This window comes from Paenibacillus agri (assembly GCF_013359945.1).
Taxonomy (GTDB): domain Bacteria; phylum Bacillota; class Bacilli; order Paenibacillales; family Paenibacillaceae; genus Paenibacillus_AQ; species Paenibacillus_AQ agri.
This window is the reverse complement of the sequence record NZ_JABWCS010000214.1, coordinates 160,105-177,855: the sequence shown is the minus strand read 5'-3', so window position 1 is coordinate 177,855 and position 17,751 is coordinate 160,105. Positions and strand designations below refer to the sequence as shown.

Sequence of the window (17,751 nt, the reverse complement as noted above, 5' to 3'; positions counted from 1 at the left end):
GATGTTATGATTATTTTATTCCATTAAATTCATAATCTAACAGGAGGAAATATCATTGGAAGAACGCAAATCAACATATAACTTTCAGAATGTTAGTATTGGAGCAGACGCAGAATTGTTGCGCTTAAAAGAACAAGCTCTGATGGGTTGGGAAAAAGAATACCGCACCCTGAAATGGTTTGGACTACAAGATGGGATGAAGGTATTGGAAGTTGGAAGTGGGCCTGGCTTTGTTACTGAACAACTACTGGAGGAATTACCGCAGAGTCAAATTACCGCATTGGATATTGATGATATTCTGCTTGAAAAAGCTAGACAGAGGCTAAGTCATATCCCTGAATCAAGACTTAATTTTGTTAAAGCATCGATTTACAATACCGAACTCCCCGATCATCAGTATGACTTTGTGATTGCACGATTAATTTTCCTTCATCTACATAACCCATTGCAAGCTGCGGAAGAACTTAGCCGTGTCTTAAAACCAGGCGGGAAGCTCATTATTATTGATATCGATGACGGGGTATTTGGTGCTATTCAACCTGAACTAGATGTTTTACCATCCATATTGAAAAAGCTGTCACAACTACAGGCTTCAAGAGGTGGCAACCGGAATATCGGAAGAAGCTTGCCGCGGATTCTATCCGATTCCGGCTTTATAGACGTGGATATGGATGCAATCATCCAACATAGTGATTTACATAGTATCGAAGGCTTCAAACGACAATTTGATATCAACCGCTTTGCTGATTTCTATAAACATGGCATTATTACTTCATATGAATTTGAGGAATTAAATAAATCCTATGACCATTTTGTTAGTTCTCCGGAAGCTCATGCCATGATGCTATTTTTTATGGCGTGTGGGACAAAGCCTTTATAGAAAGGTGCTCGAATATTCTGTACTTTAACACTAGTGAGATACGCTATTCCCCGTGTTGACTGGAACGGTAAGTATAAGAGCCACCCCTTGCGGGATGGCCTTTTCTTTTTTGAAAAATAAACTAACAATTTTTCCATCATAATGTCTTCCATACTACCAGTGCTTGCTTCGTAATGGACTCCAGAGGCTTTATTGGCTATAAAATCAACCATTCAGGAAGATAAAGGACTCCAGAGACCTTATGGGCACAAATCCTGTTCAAAATCCTCTGTTTGGAACGAAATAACGTCGTCTGAGTCCACTCCATATACCTGGAGCAACTTCATCCGGAAAATAAGGACTATACGGTCCGTTAGCTCACATAGATAAGATTCCACTTTCTGGACTGGTTGTTTTGATAACGGATGCTTGCCCACCAGTTATATGTATTTCATTTTCCCCTGAGTAAAACAATACCCCGCAGCCATTACGGCTGCGGGGTATACTATATCCACTATATTAGAATTCAAATTCAACATCGCTGAGCCGGCGTTTGATCTCAGAGATCACGCGGTGCTCTTCCTCTTCGCCTTTGGCAACAAAGGTTACGGAGAAGCGTACAAAGGCTCCGGCATCATCCCAAGGTACGGTGGAGATCAGCTTCTCACGGATCAGGAACTGCGAGAAATCTTCGCCAGTCTCAAAACGGCGTCCGCCCTTCACGCCTTTCGGCGCAGCCACGTACAGGAAGAACGAGCCTTTAGGCTTCTCGGCCTGGAAGCCGAGGCTGTTCAGTGCATCCACCAACAAGTTATGACGGCGGGAATATTTGTCCGCGATCGCTTCTGTGATCGACGGGTTAGCCAGACCATAGGCTGCGGCTTTTTGGATGGCGATAAACTGACCGGAGTCATTGTTATCCTTCACATCGCTGAACGCTTTGACAATCAGCGGGTTGCCGGCCACAAAGCCAATTCTCCAACCAGTCATGTTATACGACTTGGACAGGGAATGAAGCTCAACACCAACATCCTTAGCACCCGGCACAGACAGGAAGCTGAGCGGCTTCACACCATCATAGGTCAGGGCAGCGTACGGTGCATCATGAATCACGACAACATCGTATTTCTTGGCCCAAGCTACTACCTCAGCGAAGAACTCAGGCGTCGCACTGGCTCCCGTAGGGTTGTTCGGATAGTTCAAATAAAGCAGTTTGGCTTTCTTGGCAATGTCCTCAGGAATGGCGTTCAGATCCGGCAGGAATTTGTTCTCTTTTTTCAATTCCACCGTGTAGACTTGTCCACCCAAGTATTTGGTGTGTGTTCCCAAGACCGGATAGCCTGGAACCGTCATGATGGTGATATCGCCGGGATTAATGAAGCAAGATGGCAACATGGCCAATGCTGGCTTCGAACCGATAGAATGCACAACCTCGGTTACCGGATCAATGCCTTCCACGCTGAATACATCGTGCAAGTATTGTGCGGCTGCAGCCTTGAACTCAGGAATACCGTTATCCGAATAACCACGGTTCTCTTCCTTCGATGCTTCTTCGGCCAGCTTGGCAACAATGCCCGCGTCCGCCATTTCGTCCGGTTCGCCGACACCCATGTCAATAAGTTCGATGTCAGGGAAATCCAGCTTCGCGGATGCCTTGGCGCGTTTGATTTTCTCGAATTTATAAATCGCGGTGTCTTTACCGTAATTGGCACCGCCGATGCGGTCTGCAAAGTTACTCTGGATGAATGTATCTTGATATTGTTCAATACTCATAAAGGTCATCTCCTGGCTTTTTTTCAAAGTTCTAATCATAAATATGACGTAAACCGTGATGCAAAACCATGGATTTATTATCACTTCATTTGTACTTATCTGCTACGCAAAGCGAACAATAATTCTTCCATATCTGCTGGAAGCGGTGCACTGTACTCCATATACTCTCCAGTAGAAGGGTGAACAAATCCGAGGACAGCTGCATGCAAAGCCTGACCTTTCATCGTCGTTCCTTTGCTGCGGCCATAGATCGGATCACCAGCCAGAGGATGACCGATGAATTTCATATGTACCCGAATCTGGTGGGTGCGCCCTGTCTCCAGTTGCAGCTCCAGAAGCGTGCAATCGCCAAACCGTTCCAGTACGGTAAAATGAGTTACAGATTTTTTGCTGTTCTTCTCCGTTACGGTGTACAGCTTGCGATCATGCGGATCTCTGCCGATTGGCGCGTCTACAGTTCCTTTGTCATGACTCAGATTGCCCTGAACTACAGCAATATAACGACGGGTCACACTGTGCTCCTTCAGCTGCGCAGCCAGCGAAGCATGGCTGGCGTCGTTCTTCGCGGCCATAATAAGGCCAGAGGTATCTTTGTCAATGCGGTGTACAATGCCTGGACGGATCTCACCGTTAATGCCGGACAAGTCCTTGCAATGATACATGAGAGCATTGACCAGCGTTCCTGAGGGATGACCTACTGCAGGATGCACGACCATTCCGCGCGGCTTGTTCACAACGATCACATCGCTGTCTTCATACACAATGTCCAGCGGGATATTTTCCGCAATCAGATCCGTGACTTCCGCTTCAGGTACCGTAACAGCCACCACGTCGCCTTCCCATAGCTTGTGATTGGCTTTGACCGTTGCACCATTCACAGTAACATGTCCGCCGTTGATCCACAGCTGAACCTGTGAACGGGACACCTCTTCCTCCCAAGCCTCGGTGATATACTTATCAATACGCTCCCGGGCATTCTCGCCGGAGACCGTCCACTCCGTGACGTCCCTCTCTTCTTCGTAGCCGGATGCCGGTTGCTGATTGACGTCATTATTCAAATCATTCATTCCTTTCTGTAAGCTTACTTTGTTTCCTTTACTTCCGTGATCTCTTCTCCGCCCTTCATATCACGCAGCGAATCCAGAATAATCAGCGCCACACCGATAACGATGCAGGAATCCGCGACATTGAAGATCGGGAAGGTATAGCTTCCAAAATTAAATTGCAGAAAATCGACAACCTCGCCGTTCAACATCCGATCCAGGAAATTGCCGACGGCTCCACCGAGTACAAGACCTAATGCGGTAGGCAGCAATTTGCGTGTCGCTTTGACCTTATTCAGATACCATACGATACCGGCAACAACCACAATGGTAACCAAAATGAAGAACCACTGCTGTCCCTCCAGAATGCCGAAAGCGGCCCCGCGGTTGCGATGGGAGGTAATCAGAAAGAAGTTCCCAATCACCGGAATTTGTTCCCCGAGCTCCAGACGCGTAGCGATTACATATTTGGTTGCCTGGTCGATCAAAAAAGCAATGAGAGCTATCAGATAATACACCACAGAAGTTGTCACTCCGTTCTTATTTTTCCCGCGTCTACGCGGTCAAATACTGATTACAGACTCGTATATTGTAGCACAGGCCTAAAGACCCGTCTATTGCAGACCCTTTCGTGCAGGGACTCTTGGGGACTATTTTCCATCGCTAAAATCCCTTCTCTCCGGTCAACCTATCAAGGAGCCCTCCCGCACAGGCGAAGGGGAAGGAATGATGTTCTGAAGCAGGATCAGAAAGGAGCACAATCAAATGACACACCTGACAGCAGAGCAGCTCTCGGAACTTCGTGCAGATCTGCACCAGCAACGTGCGGATATCCGCCACAGACTGCAGAATAATGAGCATTACGGGCTGCAGGAATCCATGCGCGACAACTCCGGGGAACTGTCGGAAATCGATAATCATCCAGGCGATGCCGCTACCGACCTGTATCACCGGTCCATGGACATTTCCCTGCTGGAGCGGGACGAGCATGAGCTGGAGGATATCGATGCAGCCTTGAAAGCAATGGATGAAGGAACCTATGGCACCTGTATTGCCGGCGGTGAACCTATTCCCTTCGAGCGGTTAGCCGTCGTCCCCGCTACCCGTTACTGCAAAGAGCATAATCCCAAACAAATGAAGCCGAATAACCGTCCCGCCGAAGAGGAATTCCTCACGCCCCCTTTTGGAAGGACCAGTCTTGACGAGAATGAAGAGCAGAATGGTTTTGACGGCGAAGACGCCTGGCAAATTGTCGAGAGCTGGGGTACCTCCAATTCTCCGGCCATGGCAGAAAGTAATGAGGTTGGAGCCTATGAAGACATGGAAATTGAGGCCGACGAGACCGAAGGCTTCGTAGAGCCTTGGGAAAATTTCATCGCTACCGATATCGAAGGCAACAATGTAACTGTCGTTCGAGGGCGTAGCTACAAGCACTATATGGACAGCGGTGAGGGTAGTTACCTGCTTGACCCCCATAGCCAGAATGACCGGACAGACTAACAGCTATACAGGAATTAAGCACAGAAAAACATCAGAATAAATCGCATGGAGACGGTTGCAGGACGCTATAGACCGGCTCCTCTTTTTTTTGTAAAGAAAAGTTTAAGAAAATGTTCAGAATGTCCTAGTATAATAGTTCTGTTGAACTATATACCTGTTGGCCGATATAATTGTACAAATTCTTTTCTGTCTATGTGTATCACGAACCCAACTCAGAAGGAGTATGCATAATGAAACCTAATTACTTTAAAGAAGTTCATCAGTTCAGTCATCAAGATGACCGGCGTTATCAACTGCTCATGAGAAAACTGCGGATTATCTATACGGAAAAGAAGCAGTACACCCCGCTGCAGCGGTTGAAAAGGGAATGGAACAGCTTTAGAAAGCCGATCAAAGCAGGCGCTTGGAGCAGCGCAGAGGCCCCGGCTTTTAAAAAGTCTTCAGTTCCAGTTGATGTTGTACAATCCGCACGATATCCGCAATATAATCCCCGATAATCGGCAGATTAAGCGCCCCGAGCACTTGAAGGACATAAATAATCGTTGCCGCAAAAAACGTGAAGCCCACTGCAATTCCAACTCCACGTGACGTTCCCGAGAGCACATTCAACCAGATTAAGCGCCAAGGAGAATAGAGAAGCTCTGTATACTGGGCAATCCGAGACTTCTCCATCTGCTGTGCCAGTTCGAAAGTCATCCGATAGACGAGATTTAGCTTCTCCTCCAGCGGAATCTCCTCGGGATTTCGGGAATCCCAGGCTGGAGTTTCCTTGTGCCCCTTTTTCTTGTCCGAGGTCTTGATAGAGATTCTCCCTCTAGGCCCAGAACCTTTGCTGTCTTCCTTTCGTTCCGTCACTGTCACCCGTCCCTTCCCATGTTCCTGGCGTCTCAAAACAGACGAGCCCGGCAAAGGAAATATCTTTCCTTTAGCACGGGCTCGTTATTTTGCGCCGAAATATAAGGAACTATATTTCATGCATAGACGGACGGCCCGAAGACTGTTCATCTATGCTTGTGACGCTAGTATATGCCATTAACGGACAAGTGATACATTTTTAAGCACCGATGTGAATACCGATAGATTTGCCTCCGGCTTCCACGGTCTCAAAGGATTGTGCCCCGCCTAATTCAACAGTGGTAACCAGGACGTTCTCACGTAGCACATGCTCAAATGCAGTAACCGCCGCCTTCAGTTCGTCGTCAAGATCCAGTGTCAGTGCAATGCGCTTATCGATCGGCAGATCCAGACGTTTGCGGTAATCCTGCACCGCCCGTACGATCTCCCGCACCCAGCCTTCTTGCACCAGTTCAGGCGTGATCTCGGTATTCAGCGCTACAGTGATACCATAGCCAGATGCAGAGGCAAAGCCAGGCTTGGCCTGCTTCTCCACCAGCAGCTCATCGGCGGTGATTTGCAGCTCTTCCCCTTCCGGAGAAACGATGGCGATTACTCCGTCCTGTACGGCTTTGCGTGTAGCCTCACTATCCAGGCTCTTCAGGAAGCCTTGCAGGAAGCCGATATTTTTGCCGTATTTTTTACCAGCAACCTTCAGATTCATCTTCAAGGTAAAATCAACAAAGCCGCTATCGCTGGTCTCCACCACAATGTTCTTGATGTTGATCTCATCCTTGATGATTTCTTCATAGTCGGCCACGTGGAAGCTGCGATCAATCGAAACAATCAGCTCGGACAACGGCTGGCGGTTCTTAATGCCCGTCTCGTTACGCACGTTACGTGCAAGCTCTACGATGCCTCGAGCACTTTCCATATCCTGCTCCAGCTCTTTGTCGATCAGGCTTTCGTCAGCTACCGGATAATCCGCCAAGTGTACGCTCTCGCCGCCACCCAGGTTTGTGAAGATATCCTCCGACAGCATTGGTGTGAACGGCGCCATCAGCTGTGCTGTGGTCAACAGTACATGAGTCAGCGTACGGTAAGCATCCAGCTTTTCCTCGCCCAAGCCGCTGCCCCAGAAACGGTCACGGGAACGACGGATGTACCAGTTGCTGAGCTCGTCGATGAAGTTCTCAATCGCTTTTGACGTATTGACGAAATCGTTCACGGCCAGCCCTTTATCTACTAAGAGGATCAGGCTGTTCATACGGGAAAGAATCCAGCGGTCCAGCTTATGTTCGGATACTTTGAACGGATGATCCGCCGGATCATAACCGTCAATGCCAGCATACAAGGTCAGGAACGCATGCGTGTTGACCAGTGTATCCACGATTTTGGATTTGGTCTCACCGACCAGACCACGGGAGAAGCGTTTATTGTTCCATGGTGCGCTGTCGGACAGGATCGCCCAACGGAAAGCATCGGTGCCGTATTCGTTCATGATTTCCCATGGGTCAATGACGTTGCCCTTGGATTTGGACATTTTTTGGCCATTTTCATCAAGGATATGACCAGTAGCAATAACCGCTTTGTAAGGCGCTACGCCCTTGAACAACGTGGAAACTGCCAGCAGGCTGTAGAACCAGCCACGAGTCTGGTCAATTCCTTCACAGATCATATCCGCCGGGAATTGGTCATCTAACGCGTCAGCATTTTCAAATGGATAGTGGCTTTGCGCAAATGGCATCGATCCGCTATCGAACCAAACGTCGATAACTTCCGATGTACGTACCATCACTCCACCCTCGCTGAACGGACTGCGCAGCTTGATGTTGTCCACGAACGGCTTGTGCAGCTCGATATCCTCTGGTACTTCGTCCACGGCCATCGCTCTCATCTCAGCAATGCTGTGCGGTGCGAACTCTTTGCCGGTATCCTGACAAACCCATACATTCAGCGGTGTTCCCCAATAACGGTTACGGCTGATGTTCCAGTCCACCAGTTCCTCCAGGAATTTACCAAAACGTCCATCACGCACGTGTTCAGGGTACCAGCTCACACCGTTGTTGTTGGCAATGAGTTGATCCTTGATCTCTGTCGTGCTGATGAACCAGCTGTCTGTCGCATAGTACAGAAGCGGGGTATCACAGCGCCAGCAGAACGGATAACTGTGCTCATATTTTTCCTTGCTGTAGAGCAGACCTTTCTCCGACAACGTCTTCACGATGTCCAGATCGCAATCCTTCACGAATCGTCCGGCAAAATCAGCAATCAAGTCCGTATATTTACCAGAAGCATCGACCACATTCACAAAGCTGATGCCGTTCTCGCGGCAAGTCTTGTAGTCATCCTCACCATGCGCCGGAGCCATGTGTACAATCCCTGTACCGCTGGCATCTGTAACGAAAGAGGCGCCAACAATGACATTGTGCTTCTCAGCCTGAATATAGCTGAATGGAGGCGCATAGGTTTTGCCGATAAAGTCGGAACCTTTATGCGTGGAAAGGATCGTATGCTCACCCTTCATCACATCATCCACCAGATTCTTCGCCAGAATGTATACTCCATCCTCTTGCTGTACCCGCACATAATCCATGTCCGGGTTCATCGCCAACGCCATATGCGCCGGCAGTGTCCAAGGGGTTGTCGTCCAAGCCAGTACATATTCCCCGCTGTCATCCAGCTTGAACTTGGCGGTAGCACTGAGGTCTTTGACCGTCTTGTAGCCTTGTGCAACTTCGTGGGAGCTCAGTGTCGTTTGGCAGCTCGGACAGTACGGACTAACTCGGTGCCCACGGTATAGAAGGCCCTTCTCATGCACTGTCGCCAAGATGTTCCAAACACTCTCAATGTACGTATTGTTCAGGGTGATGTACGGGTTATCCAGATCCGTCCAGTAACCGATAGCTTCCGTAAACTCTCGCCATTGCTTCTCGTATCCAAAGACACTCGCTTTACATTTCTCGATAAATTTCTCTACACCGTATTCTTCGATCTCCTGTTTCCCGGAGATTCCGAGCTGCTTCTGAACACCCAGCTCAACCGGCAGGCCGTGTGTATCCCAGCCCGCTTTACGAACAACGCGGTAGCCCTTCATCGTCTGGTAACGGCCGATAAAGTCCTTGATTACGCGTCCCAGCACGTGCCCGATATGGGGTGCACCATTCGCTGTAGGAGGTCCTTCATAGAACACATAGTTCTTGCGGCCTTCGCGGTTCTCCATCGATCTGCGGAACGTATTTTCGTCGCTCCATTTCTTCAAGATGCGGACGTCTCTAGCCCGCGCTTTTTCTCTGACGTCTACTTTTTGCATTTAGGGTCAAATCCTTCCTTGGTTTTGATCTTAAAACCTTTTTCGATCCCTCCCAAACCCTCCCTTCGCCAAGGGAGGGCCCCAGAGGGCGCCGCCCTCTGGACACCCGGAAGCAGAGCTCGAGGTGGGAGTGGCAGTGGTGGAATAGTAACTGATACGTTGGCGCTAGGACCGGCCCTTCTTAGGCTCCCCTTCGGGTTCGCCTGCGCGGCCTCGGCTTTTAAAGACTTTGGACTTGCTTGCGACGCTTCGCCCGTCGCTGGCTTCCGAGCCTGGGCTGCCTCCTACGGAGGATCGCGGGCTCGGGGGCAAAGCGGACTGCCTTGCGTCGCTTCGCCCGTCGCTGGCTTCCGAGCCTTAGGCTGCCTCCTGCGGAGGATCGCAGGCTCGGGGGCAAAACGGAGTGCTTGCGACGCTTCGCCCGTCGCTGGCTTCCGAGCCTGGGCTGCCTCCTACGGAGGATCGCGGGCTCGGGGGCAAAGCGGACTACCTTGCGACGCTTCGCCCGTCGCTGGCTTCCGAGCCTAGGCTGCCTCCTACGGAGGATCGCAGGCTCGGGGGCAAAGCGGAGTGCTTGCGACGCTTCGCCCGTCGCTGGCTTCCGAGCCTTGGGCTGCCTCCTGCGGAGGATCGCGGGCTCGGGCAAGGGCTTGGGGCTAGCGCAGCGGAGGCCCCGCAGGCGAACCCGCCAGGGGAGCCTAAGAAGGGCCGCTCCCACGCCGAACCAAACCATCTGTCCGCTAACCAACCTTCTCCCGTCGAGATTTACTTGCGGGTGTCCAGAGGGCTGCGGCCCTTGGGGTCCCCCTTAGAAAGGGGGATTTAGGGGGATAGCACGCACTAGGGGGATGGAAACAACAAAAGAAGCGCCATCCCGCCCCCCAAGGGGCGAGACGACGCTCGCGATACCACCCTAATTCAGTGCGTGAGCACCTCCTTAGAGGGAGAGTATTCAGGCACAATCTCAGCTCCGCGCAAGTAAATATAACGCGGGTCCGGTATAACGTCCGGCAGACGGCTCGGCTTACACACGCAAGAATGCGCTTCAGCGTCGCTTCTAAGGGGAGATTTTCCGGCAGGGTCTGAACATCGGCTTTCAGCAATCACCGACTCTCTGGGGGACAGATTCTTGTCGTACTTGGCCCTTCATCGAATTACATATAATCATGGTTGAAGATATGTTCTAGTTATAGCCTCTTTGAGCATAAATGTCAACCGGACAGAACACACCTAAAATGCGTTCTCGGTAACCTCACGACTCTCAAGTGCATTCCAGTCATCCTGAGAGAGCAGCTCCAGCTGGGCTTCAAGCAGCGTCCGGAATCGAGTCCGGTAAATAGAGGCCTGCTTACGCAGCTCTTCAGTCTCAATCGAAATTCTGCGGGATTTGGATAAAGCTTCGTTAATGATACGGTCAGCGTTCTTCTCCGCTTCCTTGATAATCAGCTGCGATTCCTTCTTGGAGTTGTTCTTCACTTCATCAGCTGCTTCCTGAGCAATGATGATCGTCTTGGACAATGTCTCCTCGATGTTCACAAAGTGGTCCAGACGCTCCTGAAGGGCCAGGAGCTGATTTTGCAGTTCCTTGTTCTCACGAATGACGCTTTCGTAATCCTTGATGACCTGGTCCAGAAACTCATTGACCTCATCTTCGTCATAACCGCGGAGCCGCCGGGAAAACTCCTTGTTATGTATATCGAGCGGCGTTAATGGCATGCTGTGCACCTCCTAGAAATTTCGGACCTTCCTGGCCTCTGCAGCCGTGCAGCGGACAAAGAAGCAAGATTGTAACTCAAGTATTAGGCAGAAGTTGCTGTTTCATACTCACTGCCGGCTAGGGTCCGCCTCTTCTACACTATCGGCGTCCAGCTTCAAATTCGTTTGTTTCCCACGAGTTAATCATTTTCGACAAGGAAAGCGGGATTCCTGCAAAGGGATTCACACAAATTTGCCAACCTGAACCCGGTATCGGCCTTTTTTCGTTAAGCCGCCCACTTCCAGCACCTTGAAACGACCAAAGCCTTGCAGAGATACCACATCGCCTTCCTTGAGTGCGGTGGACGGATCCTCCTCCACCTTCCAGTTCACCCGTACCCGTCCACTTTTGATCGGCGCAAGAATTTTGCTCCGGCTAAGACGGGTCACATCCGCAGCAATGCCGTCAAGCCGCAGGGAGGCCACAGTCAAATCCATCATTTCAAGCTTGGTCTCACTGCAACGCAGCGAGGAAAGCGGCAAGATTTCAGTGCTGACATTAACCTTATGCACGCCATGCAGATTCATGGTGAGGTAATCGGCGATATCTGCCGTTACTACGACATGACAACCATCTGCAAGCACATGAATATCACCGATTTTGCTTCGTTTGATTCCAAGGCCCAGAATGGCGCCCATATAATCCCCATGCTCCAGAGCCAGAAATTTCTGCTCCCCGGAGGTAATCGCTAACACTTTCATTTCCATGTCTTCGCCATCCAGCTCGCGGTAATCTGGAGCAATCAGGGCTCTGCACCGCTCTGCACCTTCATGGCCACCTTCCAATCTGACTATGACATCAGGATGGCGGTTCACCAGACTATGCAGAATATGGCCTTGGCGCGGATCGAGGAAATCAGTCAGTTTACTCTCATGATATTCCCCCGCAGCCGTCACCCAGTCCCAGGCCCTGTCCACAAACTGCCGCTCGTCGGGATGAAAATGCCCGTAAATTTCTGTCTTCAACATAGGTTACAGAACATAACTCAGCAAAGATTTGAGGCCGTAAACCGCCCATCTGAGTACAAACAACGCAACGATCGGCGAGATATCCAGCATTCCGAAAAGTGGCGGAATAATCTTGCGGAACGGTGACAAATACGGTTCAACCAGCTTTGCCAGCAGTTCCCCAATAAAGTTCTCACGGACACTAGGAACCCAGGACATCAGGATATAGATAAAAATCATGTAGAAGTAAATATTAAACAGGATATCAATAATGGAGCTTACTTCTTGGTACAAAGCCCGTTCACCTCATTCTGTTATAGTCTTGTTCGTCGCCAAGGATCTCGGTGATGGAGCCTTGAATTTCAACCGTATCCGGAGTGCACATAAATATATTGCCCCCGATTTTGGATATTCCTCCACCCAGGGCATAAACAGTTCCGCTTAGAAAATCAATAATTCGCATAGCCTGGTCATTGCGCACCCGTTGCAGGTTAATTACAACGGTCCGGTGTGCCCGGAGATGATCGGCAATTTCCTGCGCCTCCTCATAGGAACGCGGTTCATACAGCACAACCTTGACATTTTTCTGTGAGTGGATGCTGACGACGTTGTTGGTCCGCTGATTCTTGCGGGTTTCTACAGGGGTTGGCTCGTACTCATCTTCCTCACGTGAAGAAATCTGCTCCCGCTCCACAATCTCCTCTTCCTCCTGCAAGCCAAAAAAACTCATAAAACGGTTCATAACACCCATCACCTATCCCTCCTTGTGACCTACCAACACCGTACCCAAGCGAACCCAGGTAGCTCCTTCCTCTATCGCCACTTCAAAATCATTTGACATTCCCATCGACAATTCCGTAATCGGCTCCGGTGTCAGTCCCTGCCGATTCAGCTCATCACGCAATTCTCGAAGTCCACGGAAGACAGGGCGAGTCAGTTCAGGCTCCATCTCATAAGGTGCCATGGTCATCAGTCCGATCACGTTAACGCGGTCAAGATCAGCGATTTCCTGCAAAAATCCCGGCACATCTGCAGGTGACAAACCAAATTTCGTATCCTCACCCGAGATGTTAACCTGCAGAAAAACATTGACCTTCTGTCCGATGCTCTCGGCCTTTCGCTGCAGCTCCCGGGCCAGCGAAATACGGTCCAGGGAGTGTATATATTGAAATTTACCGATAACATCCTTAACCTTATTCGTTTGCAAGTGACCGATGAAATGCCAGGTCCCCTTCTCTCCCAAGACCAACCACTTATGCTCAGCATTCTGCCAGCGGCTCTCGGCGATATGCTCCAGCCCTGCTTCCAGCACAGCCGATACCGTTTCCAAGGAAACGTATTTTGTAACAGCGATTACCTTGACGTCCTTGCGGTCTCGTCCGCTCGTTGCGCAGGCACGTGCTATGCGCTCTTCTACCTCGGCTATTCTCTCCTGTAGTGTTAAAGCCAACTTTCAACTCTCCTTTATTCCGATCCAGCTCGTCATTCTGCCTGTAATCCCATTTTCCGCACGGTATGAAAAGAAAATATCTGTATTACAGCTTGTACACCATGATGTACATTCGATATGAGTCGGCAATATTCCTGCTTTTATCATAATGCGTCGATTCATTTCTTTCAAGTTCAGCATACATTTACTGCTATCTGCAGCAGAAGGACTATACAGCACTTCATCTTGCCCTGGTGACTCCCCACACTCTGCTTCCAGACGCCGGATATGATTCATCACATAATCGTCGACTTCATAACAGCAATCACCAATCGAAGGGCCGATGGCGGCACGAATATCCTCCGGACGACTCCCATATGCTTGCTCCATAGCCTGAACAACGGCAGCAGCAATTTCCGCTACAGTCCCTTTCCAGCCTGCATGAGCAAGACCTACGGCACAATTGATGGGATCATAGAAATACAGCGGCACACAATCCGCATAGAATGAAGTCAGCAGTACACCAGGAATGTTGGTGATCATTGCATCTGTAGCCTGAAAAGCAGAGGCCCGATCCAGACGCCCCCGTCCACGGTCATTCTCTGTAACAACAGCTACTGTAGCACCATGCGTTTGCTCACCACAGGTCCAGTCCTCCAGGGCAAATCCCAGACTATCGACCAGCATTGTCCGGTTATTCATAACATTGTCGGGATCATCCCCGACATGGAATGCACAGTTAAAACTATCATAGGGTGCCGTACCGGCCCCACCCTCTCTGCCAGTAAATCCCGCAGTTATTTCCGGATGCTCCTCAGCCCACGGTTCCAGCCGCAGTAGCATAGGAGCCTTCCCGCTCCGTACAAACGGTTCCATTTCCTCACCTCCGCCTTAGTGTAACACAGGGCAAAACTCCCCACAAAGAAATGCCTTTGATTCAGGGCGAATTCTGAAAATCCAGGCATTTTGACCTAGATTGTAAGAGAAGATCCAAAGAAAAAGACGCATCATTAATACATGCGCCGTTCACTCCGGTCTCCCCGCTCCAAATACATCGTCTGCCGTTCTTCCTCAGCCTGGGGCATCCGGTTCTCTTCAATTTTCACGAGGACAACATCCGATCCAATCTTCACAATATTCCTCCAGGGAATGATCAGGTCTGCACCACCGCCGAACAACCCCATGAACCGGGTATACCCGGGAACCACAATAGCATCAATAACACCCCGCCGGAGATCCAGCTCCAAGTCACTGATCTGTCCCAGTCGCTTACCGTCTACGATATTGATGACATCCTTAGTCTGAAAATCAGAGATCTTCATTTTTTTGCCCGCTCCTATAGTTTCCTGATTCATTTCATCACCCCTGTACCATCAGACCTATAGTCCAATATATGATCCCTAAGCTTGGCAACATGTCTATTTCGTCCCTATTCTCCCTCCCTCGGACAAATATAATTTGGAAGCACTATGCAGCTTTGTCGGTGAGATGGAGCATTTCATGGAATACTCCAAGTCGAGACTGCCTGTGCGTTCATAGGATAGTTCTAGATTAGAAATGCACATAGAAAATGGGATGTCCCCAAGCCTTGAATTCGGCCGAAGGGACATCCCATTTTTAGTGAAGCCAATAATTACGATTTAACATGCTTCTGCATTTGCTGAATTGCGGATTTCTCCAGACGTGAGACTTGGGCCTGTGAAATGCCGATTTCATCAGCGACTTCCATCTGAGTCTTCCCTTCAAAAAAGCGCATGGATAGAATTCGCTTCTCCCGGCCACCTAGCTTCCGCATAGCTTCCCGCAAGGCAATTTCCTCAATCCATGAGACATCCTTATTCTTGTCATCACTGATCTGGTCCATGACATAAATCGGATCCCCGCCGTCATGATAGATCGGCTCGAACAAGGACACTGGATCCTGAATGGCATCTAGGGCAAAGACAACATCCTCTTTAGGTACGCCAAGGGCTTGCGAAATTTCGAAAATCGTCGGTTCCCGCGAGTTCTGGTTGGTCAGACTGTCGCGAACCTGCAGCGCCTTGTAGGCAATATCCCGCAGCGATCTGGAGACACGAATCGGATTGTTATCGCGCAAGTATCTGCGAATCTCACCGATGATCATGGGAACCGCATATGTGGAGAACTTAACATTTTGCGATAAGTCAAAATTGTCGATGGCTTTCATAAGCCCGATGCACCCCACCTGGAACAGGTCGTCCACGAATTCCCCCCGGTTGTTGAACCGCTGAATTACACTCAGGACCAACCTCAGGTTGCCGTTGACCAATTTCTCTCTGGCGGATCGCTCCCCCTGTTGCTGCAGCGAAGTGAACAATTCACGCATTTCAACGTTCGTTAGAACGGGCAATTTGGATGTGTCCACACCGCAAATCTCGACTTTATTACGGGTCATGATGATTAACCTCCCAAGGAGAAACATTACTGTACATTATCTCCCCGGTCCGGCATTTTATTCCTTGATGATCTCACCTCAGACCATCTTGTTGAACTCCTTACGCAGTCGCTTGATAATTCTTTTTTCCAGACGCGAGATGTAGGATTGGGAGATGCCCAGCAGATCAGCCACATCTTTTTGTGTCTTCTCCTCGCCGCCGCGCAGCCCGAATCTCAGCTCCATTATCAGCCGCTCCCGCTCACTCAGCTTCTCCAGCGCCTTCTGCAGCAGCTTGCGGTCCACCTGTTCTTCAATGTTCCGGTAAATCGTATCATTCTCGGTTCCCAGTACATCGGACAGCAGCAGTTCATTACCGTCCCAATCAATATTCAGCGGCTCATCGAAGGAGACCTCGCTGCGTGTTTTGCTGTTGCGCCGCAGATACATCAGAATCTCATTCTCAATACAACGCGAAGCGTAGGTTGCAAGTTTGATCTTTTTCTCCGGGTCAAAGGTATTAACTGCCTTAATCAGTCCGATCGCCCCGATGGAGACGAGATCCTCAATGTTGATCCCAGTGTTCTCGAATTTGCGGGCAATGTAGACGACAAGCCGCAGGTTGCGCTCAATCAGCATCGCACGTACAGCCGCATCACCGCTAGACAGCCGCTGCAGCAGAAACTCTTCCTCCTCGCGCGTTAACGGGGGTGGCAGAGCTTCGCTCCCGCCAATATAATAAATTTCCTGGCTTTTCAGTCCAAGCAGAAAAAGCATGCGGTAATATTGTAGCTGCAGCGAAATCTTCCATTTGATCATTCTTGTTCCTCCTTCAAGATGTGCCTGGCTCGTAATAGAATGGCCTTGAGAAACGTACGTGTCTGTCAGTCGTATGCCCATATTAGGAAGGCACCGCCTCGGCGCTTTCCCGCACAACCAGATCGGGATGAATCACAGCCCGGTACGCTCCGTCTCCCGAAAGTGTCCCGCCATCCAGCCCGATTAGCACCCGCTTACTGCAAAAGGTATCTGCATCTAGCCTTATGGTCACAAGGTCAGGCTTCAGGGCGAGCATAAACGATGCACTTCGGTTCACTCCCCGGTAAGGAACAAGCCGAATTCTGTCTTGCCAAGCAAAGGACTGCCCGTCCGTCTCCAGTAAAAGATGGTCCGCACTACTCTGTGTCAGCCTCCCCTTCCAAGATGCTGGAAGCTGCGTCTCCCAGAGCGACGACTCCATGACCATGACTGGAATACGAGTCAACGGATCACTTAGTCTGTTGCCTGTATCCAGGAGGCCAAGGCAGGTAACGGTTACACCATCAATTTCGACAGTCACCTCGCCGATATAAGACTCTAGCTGTTCACGCTTAATCCTAGACGTGTGTACCGCCTTGAAGCAGAGCAGCACCAACGGCAGAAGTGCAATAACGAACCAAATGCCGATTTTTAGCCTGTAGGCATGCCCGCCTGCCGCCGTGAACATGATGCCATTCCAGATATCACCTGAGCTCTGCAATAGATAGTGAATGCCAACAATTCCTCCTGCCGCCGCAAAATTGATGATATAAAAAGCGCCCATCGTCCGCAGATAGCGCTGAAGGCTCCCGAACCCAAAGGCAATCCACAGCATAATCACTGACAATCCGAACTTGATAAGGAAGGTATACAGGAAGGTCAGCTCCGGTACAAACATCATAACCACATACAGTGCTCCAACCACAGCAGATAGTACAAGCCTCCACCAAGATACTTTGAGCTTGACCAGCCAGCCCGTCAGCCAGAGCAGCACTCCGTCAATCAGCAAATTGGCGGCGAATATCAAGTCAATATAAACTACCAGGACATTCACCTGCCTACAGACTGCAATCTATTCCCGAAACGGACAATAGAGCAGGCTCT

18 protein-coding genes are annotated in these 17,751 nt (G+C 50.0%); 3 read left to right on the top strand and 15 right to left on the bottom strand.

The genetic code is table 11. From position 1 onward, the window contains the following. Positions 1-55 precede the first annotated feature (55 nt). A complete protein-coding gene (locus tag HPT30_RS18970) occupies positions 56-880 on the top strand; it encodes a class I SAM-dependent methyltransferase (protein ID WP_175372897.1) in 825 nt (274 codons plus the stop codon). Positions 881-1,378: 498 nt separating this feature from the next. Here the strand turns inward: HPT30_RS18970 and HPT30_RS18965 are convergent, their stop codons facing one another. The 3 genes from HPT30_RS18965 to lspA form a co-directional block, all read right to left on the bottom strand. Beyond that, positions 1,379-2,632 carry an LL-diaminopimelate aminotransferase gene (locus HPT30_RS18965; protein ID WP_175372896.1) on the bottom strand — a complete coding sequence of 418 codons (1,254 nt, stop codon included), beginning with the start codon at positions 2,630-2,632 and terminating at the stop codon, positions 1,379-1,381. 95 nt (positions 2,633-2,727) lie between these two features. Then, positions 2,728-3,699, bottom strand: a complete 972-nt coding sequence (locus HPT30_RS18960; RefSeq protein WP_175372895.1) for an RluA family pseudouridine synthase — start codon at positions 3,697-3,699, stop codon at positions 2,728-2,730. Between the two features lie 14 nt (positions 3,700-3,713). Further along, entirely contained in the window at positions 3,714-4,196 is a 483-nt protein-coding gene (lspA, locus tag HPT30_RS18955; protein WP_175372942.1) for a signal peptidase II, read from the bottom strand. Between the two features lie 244 nt (positions 4,197-4,440). Here lspA and HPT30_RS18950 point away from each other — a divergent pair, with 244 nt between their 5' ends. Next, entirely contained in the window at positions 4,441-5,175 is a 735-nt protein-coding gene (locus HPT30_RS18950) for a TraR/DksA C4-type zinc finger protein (RefSeq protein WP_175372894.1), read from the top strand. A 429-nt stretch (positions 5,176-5,604) separates the two neighbouring features. On the opposite strand, the gene HPT30_RS18945 is transcribed toward HPT30_RS18950, so the two are convergent. Together HPT30_RS18945 and ileS are read right to left on the bottom strand one after the other, a co-directional pair. Continuing rightward, positions 5,605-5,907, bottom strand: a complete 303-nt coding sequence (locus HPT30_RS18945) for a DUF5665 domain-containing protein (protein WP_175372941.1) — start codon at positions 5,905-5,907, stop codon at positions 5,605-5,607. Between the two features lie 322 nt (positions 5,908-6,229). Next, the gene (gene ileS / locus HPT30_RS18940; protein WP_175372893.1) at positions 6,230-9,322 is read right to left on the bottom strand and encodes an isoleucine--tRNA ligase; all 3,093 of its coding nucleotides are present in this window, start codon (positions 9,320-9,322) and stop codon (positions 6,230-6,232) included. 403 nt (positions 9,323-9,725) lie between these two features. Here ileS and HPT30_RS18935 point away from each other — a divergent pair, with 403 nt between their 5' ends. Beyond that, complete coding sequence (locus HPT30_RS18935) at positions 9,726-10,148, top strand: hypothetical protein (protein WP_175372892.1); 423 nt, start codon at positions 9,726-9,728, stop codon at positions 10,146-10,148. A 404-nt stretch (positions 10,149-10,552) separates the two neighbouring features. Here HPT30_RS18935 and HPT30_RS18930 read toward each other — a convergent pair whose 3' ends face one another. The 10 genes from HPT30_RS18930 to spoIIGA form a co-directional block, all read right to left on the bottom strand. After that, complete coding sequence (locus HPT30_RS18930; protein ID WP_066364112.1) at positions 10,553-11,038, bottom strand: DivIVA domain-containing protein; 486 nt, start codon at positions 11,036-11,038, stop codon at positions 10,553-10,555. Positions 11,039-11,260: 222 nt separating this feature from the next. Further along, the gene (locus HPT30_RS18925) at positions 11,261-12,043 is read right to left on the bottom strand and encodes a YlmH family RNA-binding protein (RefSeq protein ID WP_175372940.1); all 783 of its coding nucleotides are present in this window, start codon (positions 12,041-12,043) and stop codon (positions 11,261-11,263) included. Between the two features lie 6 nt (positions 12,044-12,049). Beyond that, complete coding sequence (locus HPT30_RS18920; protein WP_139084608.1) at positions 12,050-12,319, bottom strand: YggT family protein; 270 nt, start codon at positions 12,317-12,319, stop codon at positions 12,050-12,052. Positions 12,320-12,326: 7 nt separating this feature from the next. Then, positions 12,327-12,776, bottom strand: coding sequence for a cell division protein SepF (locus HPT30_RS18915; protein ID WP_066364116.1), 450 nt, complete (start codon positions 12,774-12,776; stop codon positions 12,327-12,329). 3 nt (positions 12,777-12,779) lie between these two features. After that, positions 12,780-13,475: a YggS family pyridoxal phosphate-dependent enzyme gene (locus HPT30_RS18910; protein WP_175372891.1), complete on the bottom strand. Its 696-nt coding sequence runs from the start codon at positions 13,473-13,475 to the stop codon at positions 12,780-12,782. 3 nt (positions 13,476-13,478) lie between these two features. Continuing rightward, a complete protein-coding gene (gene pgeF / locus HPT30_RS18905) occupies positions 13,479-14,330 on the bottom strand; it encodes a peptidoglycan editing factor PgeF (protein WP_175372890.1) in 852 nt (283 codons plus the stop codon). A gap of 134 nt (positions 14,331-14,464) precedes the next feature. After that, positions 14,465-14,809 carry a YlmC/YmxH family sporulation protein gene (locus HPT30_RS18900; RefSeq protein WP_175372889.1) on the bottom strand — a complete coding sequence of 115 codons (345 nt, stop codon included), beginning with the start codon at positions 14,807-14,809 and terminating at the stop codon, positions 14,465-14,467. A gap of 278 nt (positions 14,810-15,087) precedes the next feature. After that, positions 15,088-15,870 carry an RNA polymerase sporulation sigma factor SigG gene (gene sigG / locus HPT30_RS18895; RefSeq protein ID WP_066364124.1) on the bottom strand — a complete coding sequence of 261 codons (783 nt, stop codon included), beginning with the start codon at positions 15,868-15,870 and terminating at the stop codon, positions 15,088-15,090. Positions 15,871-15,948: 78 nt separating this feature from the next. Then, positions 15,949-16,668 (bottom strand): RNA polymerase sporulation sigma factor SigE, encoded by a 720-nt coding sequence (gene sigE, locus HPT30_RS18890; protein ID WP_066364125.1) that lies wholly within the window; start codon positions 16,666-16,668, stop codon positions 15,949-15,951. 82 nt (positions 16,669-16,750) lie between these two features. Further along, a complete protein-coding gene (gene spoIIGA / locus HPT30_RS18885; RefSeq protein ID WP_175372888.1) occupies positions 16,751-17,701 on the bottom strand; it encodes a sigma-E processing peptidase SpoIIGA in 951 nt (316 codons plus the stop codon). Positions 17,702-17,751: the final 50 nt, after the last annotated feature.